The 13,705-nt window shown below is 76.9% G+C and carries 9 protein-coding genes and 1 pseudogene; 3 read left to right on the forward strand and 7 right to left on the reverse strand.

Annotation, left to right across the window (positions count from 1 at the left end):
* The first annotated feature begins 37 nt into the window (after positions 1 to 37).
* From cysN to NT8_RS07670, 3 genes are all read left to right on the forward strand, one after another.
* Complete coding sequence (gene cysN / locus NT8_RS07660; protein WP_067965730.1) at positions 38 to 1,306, forward strand: sulfate adenylyltransferase subunit CysN; 1,269 nt, start codon at positions 38 to 40, stop codon at positions 1,304 to 1,306.
* A 109-nt stretch (positions 1,307 to 1,415) separates the two neighbouring features.
* The gene (locus NT8_RS07665) at positions 1,416 to 2,339 is read left to right on the forward strand and encodes a sulfotransferase (protein WP_245646076.1); all 924 of its coding nucleotides are present in this window, start codon (positions 1,416 to 1,418) and stop codon (positions 2,337 to 2,339) included.
* A 191-nt stretch (positions 2,340 to 2,530) separates the two neighbouring features.
* Entirely contained in the window at positions 2,531 to 3,715 is a 1,185-nt protein-coding gene (locus NT8_RS07670; protein WP_245646077.1) for a glycoside hydrolase family 26 protein, read from the forward strand.
* 66 nt (positions 3,716 to 3,781) lie between these two features.
* On the opposite strand, the gene NT8_RS07675 is transcribed toward NT8_RS07670, so the two are convergent.
* From NT8_RS07675 to NT8_RS29800, 7 genes and pseudogenes are all read right to left on the reverse strand, one after another.
* A complete protein-coding gene (locus NT8_RS07675) occupies positions 3,782 to 5,290 on the reverse strand; it encodes a glycosyltransferase (RefSeq protein ID WP_067965735.1) in 1,509 nt (502 codons plus the stop codon).
* Positions 5,287 to 5,745: a glycosyltransferase family protein gene (locus NT8_RS07680; RefSeq protein ID WP_067965738.1), complete on the reverse strand. Its 459-nt coding sequence runs from the start codon at positions 5,743 to 5,745 to the stop codon at positions 5,287 to 5,289. Before NT8_RS07680 ends, NT8_RS07675 begins: the two co-directional genes overlap by 4 nt.
* A gap of 29 nt (positions 5,746 to 5,774) precedes the next feature.
* Positions 5,775 to 7,358, reverse strand: coding sequence for a lipopolysaccharide biosynthesis protein (locus NT8_RS07685; protein ID WP_245646078.1), 1,584 nt, complete (start codon positions 7,356 to 7,358; stop codon positions 5,775 to 5,777).
* Positions 7,346 to 8,197: a sulfotransferase family protein gene (locus NT8_RS07690; RefSeq protein ID WP_174549538.1), complete on the reverse strand. Its 852-nt coding sequence runs from the start codon at positions 8,195 to 8,197 to the stop codon at positions 7,346 to 7,348. Before NT8_RS07690 ends, NT8_RS07685 begins: the two co-directional genes overlap by 13 nt.
* A 96-nt stretch (positions 8,198 to 8,293) precedes the next feature.
* Positions 8,294 to 9,535 carry a phosphotransferase gene (locus NT8_RS07695; protein ID WP_067965740.1) on the reverse strand — a complete coding sequence of 414 codons (1,242 nt, stop codon included), beginning with the start codon at positions 9,533 to 9,535 and terminating at the stop codon, positions 8,294 to 8,296.
* Positions 9,535 to 10,824 carry a ligase gene (locus tag NT8_RS07700; protein WP_369406289.1) on the reverse strand — a complete coding sequence of 430 codons (1,290 nt, stop codon included), beginning with the start codon at positions 10,822 to 10,824 and terminating at the stop codon, positions 9,535 to 9,537. Before NT8_RS07700 ends, NT8_RS07695 begins: the two co-directional genes overlap by 1 nt.
* Positions 10,825 to 11,081: 257 nt before the next feature.
* Positions 11,082 to 13,705: pseudogene (locus NT8_RS29800) on the reverse strand (hypothetical protein); the annotation flags it as partial.

Genomic DNA, 13,705 nt, shown 5'->3' on the forward strand with positions numbered 1-13,705 from the left:
CGAGGACGGACCACCCCTGACCTTTGGACGCGTGCACATGAGTACAGACATCCTGCGGTTCGCCACGGCCGGCTCCGTGGACGACGGCAAGAGCACCCTGATCGGCCGGCTCCTCTTCGACTCCAAGTCCATCTTCGAGGACCAGCTCGACGCGGTCGAGCGCACCAGCCGGAGCCGCGGCGAGGAGCAGACCAACCTCGCGCTGCTCACCGACGGCCTGCGCGCCGAGCGCGAGCAGGGCATCACCATCGACGTGGCCTACCGCTACTTCGCGACGCCGCGGCGGACGTTCATCATCGCCGACACCCCCGGGCACATCCAGTACACCCGGAACATGGTCACCGGCGCCTCGACGTCGGACCTGGCGATCATCCTGGTCGACGCGCGCAAGGGGCTCCAGGAGCAGAGCCGCCGGCACGCCTTCCTGACCACCCTGCTCCAGGTGCCGCACCTGGTGCTGGCCGTGAACAAGATGGACCTGGTCGACTACTCCCAGGAGCGGTTCGAGGAGATCCAGCGCGAGTTCACCGCGTTCGCCGCCAAGCTCGACGTCAGCGACCTCACCTTCATCCCCATCTCGGCGCTGCACGGGGACAACGTGGTCGACCGGTCGCTGAACATGCCCTGGTTCGAGGGGCCGTCGCTGCTGCACCACCTGGAGAACGTGCACATCGCCTCCGACCGCAACCTCATCGACGTGCGGTTCCCCGTCCAGTACGTGATCCGGCCGCAGCGGGCCGACGACCCCGAGCTGCACGACTACCGCGGCTACGCCGGCCAGGTGGCGGGCGGGGTGCTCAAGCCGGGTGACGAGGTCCTGCACCTGCCCTCGGGGCTGGCCACCCGCATCAAGCGCATCACCACCGCCGACGGCGACGTCGACCAGGCGTTCCCCCCGATGTCGGTCACCCTCCTGCTGGAGGACGACATCGACATCTCCCGGGGCGACCTCATCTGCCGGCCCAACAACCAGCCGCGCACCACCCAGGACATCGACGCCATGGTGTGCTGGATGTCGGAGAGCGGCAAGCTCGCGCCCCGCTCCCGGCTGCTGATCAAGCACACCACCCGCACCGCCAAGGTGATGGTGCGCGACCTGCGCTACCGGCTGGACGTCAACACCCTGCACCGCGACGAGGACGCGGCCGCCCTCGGCCTCAACGAGATCGGCCGGATCACCCTGCGCTCGACCCAGCCGCTGTTCGCCGACGAGTACAAGCGCAACCGCCTCACCGGCGGGTTCATCCTCATCGACGAGGCCACCAACGCCACGGTGGGCGCCGGCATGATCGTCAACGCCGACTGACCCGCGCCCCGGCCGGACCGGCGGCGGCCGGGCCCGGTGGCGCGCGACGCGCCGCCGGGCCCGGCGCGCGCTCCGGCGTGCCGGTCACCCTCCGTAATAATCTGGGCCGGTGAGCGACTTTCACCTGGTCTTCGTCGGGGGAATCGGCCGGTCCGGCTCCACGCTGATCGAGCGCCTGCTCGGCGAGCTGCCGGGCGTGTGCTCCGTGGGCGAGGTGGTGCACATGTGGCAGCGGGCCCTGATCGACGGGGAGCCCTGCGGCTGCGGCGCCCCGTTCCGCGAGTGCGCGTTCTGGGGCGAGGTGGGCGCGGTGGCGTTCGGCGGGTGGGACCGGGTCGACCCCCGTGCCGTGCTCGCGCTCAAGTCCGCCGTCGACCGCACCCGGCACGTCCCGCGCCTGCTGGCGGCGCGGCCGCCGAAGGCGCTGGCCGACCCCCTCGCCCGCTACACCGGGTACTACGACGCCCTGTACTCCGCCATCGCCCGCGTCAGCGGGTGCCGGGTGGTGGTCGACGCCAGCAAGCACGCGTCGCTGGCGGTGTGCCTGCGCCACCGCTACGGCGAGCGGCTGCGGGTGCTGCACGTGGTGCGCGACCCGCGGGCGGTGGCGCACGCCTGGGGCAAGCGGGTGCCGCGCCCCGACGCCACCCCCACCAGCCCGGAGCAGGAGATGGCCCGGTACTCGCCGGGCCGGGCGGCGGTGCAGTGGATGGCGCAGAACGCCGCGCTGGCGGCGCTGCACCGCACCGGCACCCCCACCCGCCGGGTCCGCTACGAGGACTTCGCCGCCGACCCGGCCGCGGAGTTCCGCGCCATCGCGGCGTTCGCCGGCCACGAGGGCGACACCCCCGTGGGCGCGGACGGCGCGGTGCTGCTGTCGGCGACGCACACGGTGTCGGGCAACCCGATGCGGTTCCGCACCGGCGAGGTGCGGGTGCGCCCGGACCTCACCTGGCGCGAAGGCCTGGCGCCGCGCAGCCGGGCGCTGGTGTCGGCCCTCACCCTGCCGGTGCGGTGGCGCTTCGGCTACTGACCCGCCGGACCGCCCCGGCGGGTGGTGCCGGGCATGTCGGATACGCCCCCGGCGCGCCGCATGCGATTACTTGGCGGTGGTATGCAAGTGCGTATGGTAACTATCTGTACATGCGTGGACAACGGAGGGTAGAGCGCAGGACGGGTCGGGGCACCGCGACGGGCCGGGACGGCGGCGGGCCCGGGCGCCCGGTGCGGGCGGGCGGTGCGGCGCTGGCCCTGTCGATGGCGGTGGCGTGCGCCGCCCCCGCCGACCCGGCGGCGGCCCGCGCCCCCGGCGCCGCCGCACCCGCCACCGCCGGCACCACCGACTGGGAGTTCTGGCTGCCGCCCCTGCCGTGGCTGCCCACCGACCCGCCCCAACCGGCCGAGCCGTCCCCCGAACCCGGGCCCGAGCCCGAACCCGGGCCGGAGTGCGAGGTCAGCGACATCCTGGAGCCCTCGTGCGGTGCCTGGTGGGGGGCCAGCCCCTGGAAGGGCGACGTCGCCGCCCTGGAGGAGGCCGCCGGGCGGCCCATGGACATCGTCTACACCTGGCACGGCGTCGACCAGGAGGGCGTCCCCACCGCGCGCGAGCGGCGGATGGCCGCCGACGGCCGGATGCTGCACGTCAACATCGAGGCGCGCGAGTTCGAGCGGCCCGGCCACCCGGCCGTGCGCTACACCGACATCACCGGCGGCGCCTACGACGACGCCCTCGCCGCTCAGGCGCGCGGCCTGGCCGGCCTCGACACCCCCGTGTTCGTCACCTTCGACCACGAGGCCGACGCCAACCGGCGCTACCAGCGGCGCGGCACCCCCGAGGAGTTCACCGCCGCCTGGCGGCACCTGGTCGACCTCTACCGGGAGAACGGCGCCGACGAGGCCGTCTTCGTGTGGAACGTGACCGGCTGGCCCGCCAACCTCGACCGACTGCCGGAGCTGTGGCCGGGCAACGACCACGTCGACTGGATCTCCTGGGAGGCGTACAACATGACCGGCTGCGAACTCCAGCCGAACTGGGACCACGTCGTGTCGTTCGAGGAGGCGCTGGCGCCCACCTACGAGTGGATCCAGAACGAGGGCGAACGGCACGGGATCGACCCGGACAAGCCGGTGATGGTCGGCGAGATGGGCACCGTCCCCCTCAGCGACCCCGCCGCCACCGCCGAGTGGTACGCCGCCATCCCCGAGGTGCTGCCCCGCTACGAGCGGGTGCGCGCAGTCAAGCTGTGGGACGGCATGACCGCGCCCACCTGCGACTTCCGGGTACTCCAGGACGAGCACGCCACCCGAGGGTTCGCCGAGGCGGGGCGGAGCGACTACGTCACCATCCCCGACCACGCCCGCGAGGCGGTGGCCGACGCGCTCGGCCGCGCCACCCGCGGCACCGGCTGACCCCCGGCACGCGGACGCCCCGCCCCCCGTGGGGGCGGGGCGCACCCGCGGGCGGTGCGGCCCGGGTCAGATGCCCTTGCCGCGGCGGTGCAGGGCCTGCAGCACCAGCGCCGACGGCAGCCCGCAGGCCACCGCCACCGCGAGGTAGGCGCGGCCCTCGGCGGGGCGGGAGCGCAGCGTGGCCAGGGTCCACTCCAGCGCTGCGCCGCGCCGGCCGGCCGCCGCCTCGGCGAACGCGATCTGGCCGGCCACCCGGGCGTAGCCGCGGCGCGACAGCCGGAACTCCGGGTACTCCGCGAGCAGCCAGCGCAGAGCGGCGGAGATGGTCTGCCAGCGGGCGCTGAAGAACGAGCGGCGGTGCCACAGCACCCGCACCTCGGCCTCGGGGATGTTGCGGATGGGCGCCCGCCGCGCCATGCGCAGCAGCAGTTCGTAGTCCTCGCCGTAGCCGCCGGGGATCTCCTCGCTCACCGCGCCGCAGCCGTCGACCAGCGCCGCCCGGCGGATCAGGAACGTCGACGGGTGGAGTTCGGTCAGCCGCGACCGCAGCAGGTCGGCGAAGGTGATCGTGGTGCGGTCGAGGACCCGCTCGGCCTCGGAGCGGTCGTAGACCACCCGGATGCCGCAGCACACCATCTCGGTCGCGGGCTCGGCCCGCATCAGCTCGACCTGGGCCCGCAGCTTCCCCGGCAGCCAGATGTCGTCGTCGTCGCAGAACGCCACCAGCTCGGTGCCCGCCGCCAGGATGCCGGTGTTGCGGGCCCCCGCAAGACCGGGGCTGAGCGTGTTGGCCAGCACCTGCACCGGGCGGTCGCCCTCGTCGTGCGCCAGCGAGGGGTCGGGGTCGTCGTGGTCGTAGACGACCAGGGTGGTGATGGTGCCCGCGTAGTCCTGGGCGGCGATCGAGCGCAGCGTGCGGCGCAGCAGCTCCGGGCGGTCGCGGGTGGGCACCACGACGGTGACCTCCGGCCACGCGCCGCCGAACGGCAGCCGGGCGGGCTCGGGGATCGGCCGGTCCCTCGGGGCCACCGGGGTGAGCAGGTCGATGAGGTCGCCGACGCGCCGCGCCACCTCGGCGGGGCCGTCGCCGGTGGCGAGGTCGATCCGGAACTCGTCGGGCTGGGCCAGCGCCTTGTCGAGTGTGGCGCCCAACTGCTGGGCGGTGGCGCAGGAGCGCACCATCGCCGCGTCGTCCAGGCGGGCCACGAACCGGATCTGGTGGTCGTCGACGTGCTCGCCCAGCTCGGGGTCGCGGGCCACGGTCACCGGCAGGTGCCCCGCCCGGCGGGCCTCGGAGATGGTGGCCGGGCCGCCGTGAGTGACCACGACCGCGGCCGCGCGCATGGCCGCCCGCAGCCGGTCGCCGTCGAGGTAGGCGGCGCCCTCGGCCACGATGGGCCCCGCGCTCGTGCCGTGCTGCACCAGCATCCGCACGTCCGGGTTGGCGGCGGCGTAGGCGTCGGCCCAGTCGACCAGGCGGGTGAACGGGTGGTGGTCGGTGCCCACCGTGACGAGCACGAGCGGGCGGCGGTCGGAGTGGTCGCCCCCGGAACCGGCGGCGGGGTTGTCGGTCACAGCAGCGGCCCCACGGTGATGGCGGACGGCAGGAACGAGCGCTGCTCCTCCCACTGGGCGAGGAACAGGCGGGTGAACGGCCGGCACAGCCGGGCGGTCAGCGTGGGGGAGTCGATGCGGTCGTAGACCTCGATGTAGACGGTCGGGATGCGCAGCAGCCAGGCGACGGCGAAGAACGGCAGTGCGACGCCCGCGCCGGTGCTGACCACCACCGCGGGCCGCAGCCGCGCGAACGTGCGCACCGCGAGCACCAGGTTGCGCAGCAGGTTGCCGACGTTGCGGGTGGTCGGGTGGTGCGCCCACCGCACGTCCTCGCCGTCGAGCAGGGACGAGGTGTCGGGGGTCGGGAACGTCACCCAGACGCGTCGGCGCCCCTCCCACCAGGGGCGCAGTGACCACAACTGGGCGAGGTGCCCCCCGCTGGAGGCGACGAAGAGGACAGGGGCATCGGACATGCGGTCATCATCTCATGACAGACAGTGATTCACCGGTTGCGGACGGTGATGTCGCGGGATGTGCCGGAGACCGGCGGGACGGCCGCGGCGGACCCCCGGCGCCGCAGCAGACCCGCCAGGCCCAGCGCGCCGCGCAGCCGCCACAGCGTCACCGCGTACCCCGCCCCGCCCGCCGCGAGCGCCGCCGCCAGCGACCACGCCCCCGGCCCCAACACGGCGAGCGCCGCAGCGGGCACCGCCCCGAACCAGCCCAGGCAGGCGCCCGCCGCCAGCAGCCAGCGCCGCCCGAACGGGTGCAGCCCGTACCCGCGCGCGAGCTGGGCCAGCGGGAGCAGGTTGCGCAGCAGCACCGCCCCCGCCCACGCGGCGGCGGCCCCCTCCGCCCCCAGTGCCGGGACCAGGGCCACGCACCCGGCCACGTTCACCGCCAGCGCCGCGACGTTGTTGCCCAGGGCGGCGCGCGACCGCCCGGTCATCGTCAGCACCAGGTCGCCCATCCCCAGCGCCGCCCCCGCCATCTGCGTCAGCGCCAGCACCACCAGCACCCCGGCGCCCCCGCTGTAGCCGTCGCCGAACACGCCCATGACGAGTGGCGCGTACAGCGCGGCGGGCAGCAGCACCGGCCAGGTCAGGCAGACCAGCCACGCCGTCGCCGTGCGGTACAGGTCGGCCGCGCCCTCCCGGTCGCCGACCGCGAGCAGCTCGGCGAGCCGCGGCTGCGCGGCGTGCTGCACCGCCTGCCCGGCGAACTGGCCCACCACCAGCAGCCGCGACGCCGCGGTGAGCACCGCCGCGTCCGCCGCGCCGCGCAGCGCCGCCACCAGGACGATGCCGCCCCGCTGGATGCCGAGCTGGGCCACGGTCGACGCCGACCGGGGCAGGGTGAACGCCCAGAACGCCCGCGCCGCCACCTCCCGTTCGACCCCGCCGGGCGGCGCGGCCGCCTCCGGCACCTCGGCCGGGGGCGCCGCGCGCAGCACCCGCCGCAGCCAGAACAGGGCGAGCAGCGCGGCGGGCAGGTAGGGCCCGGCCCACGCCGCCGCGAGCAGCCCCGCCCCGCCGGTGGCCGCGACCGCGGCCACCAGCCCGACCTGCGCCAGCGGCCGGCCCACCTTCTCCAGCGCCACGGTCGGCCGCATGTCGTGGAACGCGCGGGTGGCCGCCAGCAGGGTGTCCGTGACCACCGCGAACGGCAGCACCACGGCGAGGACCCGGACGTAGTCGGCGGCCCCCTCGGCGCCCGCGAACCGGGCGACGTCGGCCGCGCCCACCCACAGGGCGGCGCCCGCCGCCACCGCCACCGCGGCCACCGGCCCGCAGGCCCGCCGCAGCACCACCGGCACCAGGTGGCCCGCGCCCAGCGCCCGCACCCGCGCCACGAAGTACACCACCCCGGTGGCCGTGCCCAGGTTCGCGACGGCGGCCGCGATGAAGTACACCGACGTCGCGGCGAACAGCACCCCCGCCGTCTCCGGCGAGAACCCGCGCGTCACCACCACCACCAGCACGGTGTTGAGCGCCGCCCCCGCCACCGCCCCGGCCATGTTCAGCGCGCCGCCGCGCGCGACGCGCCGCAGCCCGGCGCCGGGCTGCGGCGCCGTCACTCGCGCCACACGGGGGTGCGGCCCAGCCAGTCGGCGAGCCGCTGGTCCGGCTCGGCGAAGTGGGCGTCCAACCGGGCGCGCAGCTTCCGCGACATCGCCCCCCGCCGCCGCGCGTTGTGCCGCTCGAAGCGGACGCCGGGGTGGTGCGGCAGCCCCAGGAACCGCTCGATGCCCGCGAACACCGGTTCGGGGTCGGCGAAGAACGCCTCGCTCTCGACCACGTGCAGGCGGTCGCGGCCCAGGTGCTTCTCCATCCGCAGCAGCTGGTCGACGTAGCGCCCGCGCGCCAGGTACGCCTGGTGCTGGTGGCTGTGCGAGTAGGCGGTGGGGTCGGTCAGCAGCCGCTCCTCCTCGCCCGCCAGCCGCTCCTCCTCCAGCGCCAGCGCCCGCGAGAACGGCTCGGTCTCGAAGCCGCGCGCCGTCTCGTGGCTGTGCGCGGAGTACGCGCGCTCCACCGGGTCGCGCAGCAGGACCACCACCCGCACCCCCGGCAGGTCGCGGGATATCCGCTCGGCCGCCAGCGGGTGGAACAGGTAGTAGGGGCTCGACTCGCCCACGGCGGCCCCCTCGGGGGTCCGCATCGGGAAGTGGCCCCGGTACCAGTCGAGGCCGCGCGTGTAGTTGGTGTCGAAGAAGTGCACGCCCTTGCGCAGCACCGGGCCGCGCACCTGCGGGTGCTGCGTCAGCGCCTTGAACAGCGAGGTCGTGCCGCAGCGCTGGGCGCCGGCGATGAGGAACGTGGGCAGGGCGCGGGCACCGCGCGTCGCCTGGCCGGTGATGTCGGCCAGGGCGCGGAGCGCGGGCAGCACGGAACCGGGCAGCCGCCCGGTGATCGGGTTCGCGGACAAGGGATTCGTCCTCACATGTGCGATGAGACGTGGTCCGGCACGGGCCGGCGGGCTCGCCGAGGACGGGTGTCCTGCGGCGCGACCGGTGCGGCGGCGTCAGCCGACGTGCCGCGCCTCGTGGACGGCGCGGTGCTCCAGCCCGGCCAGGGCGGGCAGCAGCCAGTCGTCCACCGCCGCCAGCCGCCCGCCGGCCTCCTGCTGCCGGTCGTGCAGGTAGCGGGTCGCCAGGTCGATGAGGTAGAGCGCCATGACCGTGGCGACGGTGTCGGGCCGCAGCCCCGCACCGGTGATCAGCGGATCGCGCAGCAGCCGGGCACCGGTGTCGAGCCACCGGTGCACCCCCGGGTGCACACCGTGCTGCACGCACTCGTTCAGCTCGTAGTGCAGCGCGTCGAACCCGACGGGGACGCCGAACGCCAGCCGCTCCCAGTCCCAGACGAACGCCCGGCGCGGTGTGCCGGCGATGTTCCACCTGGTGAGGTCGCCGTGCCAGGCGCCGAACGGCAGCCGCACGTCGGGCAGCCGGTCGAGCGCGGCGCGCAGGGCCGGCGCCTCGGGGCGGTCGGCGAGCCCGCTGATCCGCTGGGTGAGGGTCCGCCGGTAGGGGGCGGCGGACAGAGGGAGGTCCCGCACGGTCTCCAGGCCGCTGATCTGCAGGACGCAGCGCAGCAGTTGGCGCCGGGTGGGCCGGTCGGTCTGCTCGCCGACCGGCAGCGCCTCCTGGACGAGGAGGGGGTGGTCGTTCCACTCGCCGGCGTGCAGCAGGCGGGGGACGGTGACGTCGCGCATGCGGGCGTCGGCCAGGCGGCGCAGCGCCCGGGTCTCGGCCCGCACGAGCCGGGACGTGAGGTCGTTCACGCCGATCTTGGCGTAGCCGATGGTGCGCCCGGCGGGGGTGAGCAGCAGCAGCACGGGTTTGCGGTTGGCCCTCGGCGGGCCCACGTGGATGGCGATGACGACGTCGCGGTCGAGCGCCGCCGCGAGCGCGTGCTCGATGGTGCGCCCCGTTCCGACGTGCAGCCGGTCGCGCAGCAGCAGCGGCGCCACCCCGCTGGCGAACGCGGTGGTGAGCACGGCTGTGCGCACGCGTTCGCGGAAGGAGTGCCGCTGCGCGAACGCCGCGATGCCGCGCGCCGCCGCGTACCGGTTGGTGACCGGCAGGATCACCCGCGGGTTGTGCGCGGAGGGCACCGGCAGGTACTCGCGCACCACCCCGGCCCGCGGGGCGGGCGGGTGCTCGCCCAGCGGGCGGGTGCATTCGCCGCCCCGGCCCAGCAGACCCCCGCAGGGCCACAGGACCTCCGCCAGGCCGGTCAGATAGGTGGTCTCGCCGTTCATCACGCCACACCCCCCACTGCCGCGGCCGTCCGCTCGGTCTCGGCGCCCCGCCGCCAGAGCAGCGCGGCGGCGATCATCGAGACGGCCAGCGGCGCCGTCAACGCGACATAAAAGAACATGTACCAGAAGAGCAACAGGATCGTCAGGAGGGAACACGTTCCTATCTGCGAAAAGTCGTTCCGGTGGCGCCACGCGGTCCACGCCGGGAAGGCGAGGAACAGCGCGGTGCCGACCCACCCGTGGGCCACGAGCGCCAACCAGAACTGCCCGTTGTTGCCGATGGTGTGGTTGCCGCACGCCGGGCAGTCGGGGGAGGGGCCGACCGCGATGGAGGCGGAGCTGCCGATCATGTCGCGGGTGGTGCCCCACCCCACGACGGGGGACTCGGAGGCGGCCGCCACCGCGGCGGCGCTGGTGGCGGCCCGGCCCTCGTCGCTGTGCGGGTGGGCGGCGCGCTCCCGCACGACGTCCATCAGCGGCGACGCCAGGGCGGCCATGAGCGCGACGGACGCGGCGCACGCGCAGAGCAGGGCCGCGCCGGGGCGGCCGCGCCGCACCAGGTGGACGAGGACGAACGCGCCGGTGAGCACCAGGCCCGCCCACAGCGCCCGGTTCAGCGAATACACGATCGGCACCACGGACGCGGCGGCGACCGCCGCGGCGGCCCACCGCGCGGGGCCGCGCCGCCCGAGGAACCAGGCGACGGCCAGCCACGGCAGCAGCAGGGAGAGCATGTTGCCCCACGTGTTGGTGTACTCCCACGGGGCCTTGGGGCGGGGGGAGTCATACCCCAGCACGTTCATGACCTGGGCCGACGCGGGGCGCAGCAGGGTCTGCACGTATTCGTCGTCCGCGAGGCGGGCGGGCAGCAGGCGCTCGACGGGGGACACGTAGGAGAAGTCCGGGGCGAGCAGGCCGAGGTAGCCGCCCGCGACCGTCGCCACGCACAGCCAGGCGAGGGCGGCGGCGACGGCGCGGTCGCCCAGCCGGACCCGGGGGGTGGTGCCGACGTAGAGGAGCAGGACGGTCAGCGCCAGGTAGGTGCCGACCCGCACCAGCGCGCCCAGCAGCCCGCCGCTGCCGGGCAGCGTGCCGGGCGCGGTCAGCCCCACGAGGGCGAGCCCGGCGACGGCCCACACCAGGAACAGCGCCCACAGGGCGAACCCGGGCGGTAGCGGCAGCCCGTGCGCGCGGTGCCGCCGGACCAGCTCCAGCGCCATGGGGACGGCGAAGATCCAGAAAGCGAACTGCCCGAACCCCAGGGCCCACCACACCGGGTAACCGGCCACCAGCCACACCACCAGCCCGCCCGAGGCCACGACCCCCCGCCGCCCATCCCCGGGCGACGCCCCGGCCCGCGTGTCGGACGGCCCCCCGGACCCCCGCCCCCCGGCGGCGGCGAACGCGGCGGTCCCCGTGGACGGGGCGCCGGGGTCCGGCGCCGGGCGGCCGGGGCCGGGCGCGGCGCGCCCGGACGGAGGCTCGGCGGAGGCGCCCGGCCCCCGATGCGGGGACGGGCCGTGCGGCGGCGGTGGGTCGGCGGCCATCAGCGGTCGGAACCGGGTTCGCTCGCGGCCGGCGTCCCCGCGTCGGTGCTTGCGGTGTCAGGCGCGGTGCCGGTGGCGCCGGCGGTGCCGGTGTCGGTGGTGTCGGATGCGCCGGTGGCGGCGCCGGGGCCCTCGGCACCGGACGGCGACGGGGCGCCGCCGGGCGCGTCCGCGGGCGCTGCGGGCGCCGCGCCGGACGCCGGGTCGGCGGGTCGTGCGGACGCGCCCGCCCCTGTGTCCCGCGACGCGGACGCCGTGGTGGCGGGGCCGGTGGCGGCCTGCGCGCCGTTCGCGGCGTGGTCGGCGGTGGCTCCGTCCGTGGCCGTCGACCGGCCCTTCGCCGCCGTGGGCGCGTCCGGGTCGCCCGAGGCGGCCGTGGCGGCCTTCGGCCGACCGGTCGCCCGGGTGGCGCGCTTGGCTGCCGTGCGGCCCTTCGCCGCCCGCTTCGGAGCGGCGGCCTTCCGCGCCCCGGCGGCGGCCGCCTTGGCGCCGTCCCGGGCCTTCGTCCCGGCCGGAGCCTGCGTGTCGGTCGGTGTGTCGGCCCGGTCCTGTGCGCCGGTCGGCGGGTCCGTGTCGGCCGAGGGCTTTGTTGCGGTGGGGGAGTGCGTGCCGGTGGAGGACGCCGTGCCGACGTGTTCCTTGGCGCCGTCCCGGGCCTTCGTCCCGGCCGGCGCCTCCGTGCCCGTGGGGGAGTCCGTGCCGACCTGCGCCTTCGCGCCGGTCGGGGGCGGGGCGGTGGCCGTGGGCGCCGTGTCCGCCGATGCCGGTGCGGGGTCCGGGGCCGCGCCGGTCGACGCCGTACGGTCTCCGGCCGGGGACGCGGTCTTCGGCTCGGCCGTCGCGGACGCCGGGGTGGGCGCCGGGGCCTTCGCCCCGGTACGCGCCGGGGAGCGGCGGCGGCGCGCGGTGGCGGTGCGCTCGGGCGCGGCGGGCCGCGTCGGCGCGTCCTCGCCGTTGCCACCGTCCCCGCCGTCCGGACGGGTCCGGGCGGGGACCGCCTTCGCATCCGGGGCGGCCGCTGCGGCGGCGGTCTCGGGGGCGGTGTCGGCGCCCGGAGTCGGCGCGCCCGGGCCCTCGGCGTCGGCGGCCGCCGGCCCGGGCGTCCCCTCGGCGGTGGTCCGGGGCGGTGCGGTGCGGGTGCTCGTGCGGGGCCGCGCCTCGGGCACGGTCGCCGTCCGGCGGTCGGCGGTGGCGGCGGGCCGCGCGTCCGGAGCGGACGTGTCGGCGAGGTCGCGCCGCGTCGGGGCCTCGGTGTCCGGCGCGGTGGCCGAGTCCGCCGGGTCCGGGGCGGTGCGGGCGTCCGGCCGGGCCGCCGGTGCGGTGCCGTTCCCGGTCGGAGCGGCGGGTCGGGGGTCCTTCTGCGCGGGGGCGTCGGTGCGGGAGCCGGGCGTGGCGGCGGCCCCGTCGGCGAGCAGCAGGGCGCCGAGTGGCCGGAGCGCGTTCAGGACGGCGCTCCAGCGGGACGGCCGGGGCCGGGCGGCGGCGGGCGCCCCCGGGGTCCCGGCGGCGGACCGTCCCCGACGGTCCGCCCGGCGGGAGGTCCGGTCCGCGGCCGGGGCGGGCGCCTCGTCCGCCGGCCGGTCCGGCTCGGCCACGAGGACCGTCCCCGCCTTGGTGTCCGTATCGAGGGCCGGTGCGTCGCCGGTGGGCGCGGCGGCCGGGGCGACCGGGCGCCCGGTACGCGCCTCGGCCGAGCCGGTGGGGCCGGCGGCGCCCGTGTCCGGCGCACCCGGTGCCGCGACACCGGCCCCGCTGTCGGTGCCGGAGCGGGCGGCCGTGCCGCCCGCCGGGGCGGGACGGGTGGTGGCGGACGCACCGGGGCGGCCCTGCCCGCCCCCGGCGGGCGCGGACGGCGCCGCCGAGGGGCCGGGGTCGGCGGAGGAGGTGGTGGTGCGGGTCGCGGCGCGGTCGGCCGCGTCCGGCCCCGTGGCACCGGGGACGGCCGCCGTGCCGCGTCCGGAAGCCGCGCGGGTGGTGGCCGAGGCGCTCGACGCCGAGGTGCCGGGGCGTGCGCCGTCGGTCACCGGCGCGGTGGTGGAGGGCCGGTGCCCTTCCTCCGCTGCGGTGCCGTTGCGGGTGGCGGCGCGATCCGCCGTGGAGGGGTGGGCGGCGGTCGAAGCGGCGCCGGGTGCGGGCTCGGCCGACGGGGCCGCCGAGGTGGTCGGGGAGGCGGCCGGAGCGGGTGCGGGCCGTCCTCCGGGTGCGGAGTTGGTGGGCGCGGTGGTGTCCGCGTCGGTTGTGGTGGCACTCGGCGCGGCCGGAGCGGGGTCCGCTGTGGCGGTCCGTGGGCCGTCCGCGCGGGTGGTGGTGTGGTCGGTGCCGGTCGGGTGCGTGTCCGCGCCGATGGTGCCGGGGCCCGCGTCGGCCCGAAGGGTCTCGGGCTGGGTGGTGGTCCGCTCGGAAGGGGTCCGGTGGGTGTTCGCGCCGGTGTCCGTGTCGGACCGGGTGGGGCCCGCGTCCGCCGAGGTGCGGTCGGGGTCCGCGTGTGCCGTGGTGTCGGCCGTGTCGGACCGGGTGGGGGGTGCGTCGGGTCGGGAGGTTGCCGTGGCCTGGCTGGGGGGCGGGGTGGCGGTGGGCGGGGCGCCGGTGGTGAGGACGCCGGCGATCGGGGCGGGCGGCTCGG

It is taken from the genome of Nocardiopsis trehalosi NBRC 14201 (assembly GCF_001552555.1).
Lineage (GTDB): Bacteria > Actinomycetota > Actinomycetes > Streptosporangiales > Streptosporangiaceae > Nocardiopsis_B > Nocardiopsis_B trehalosi.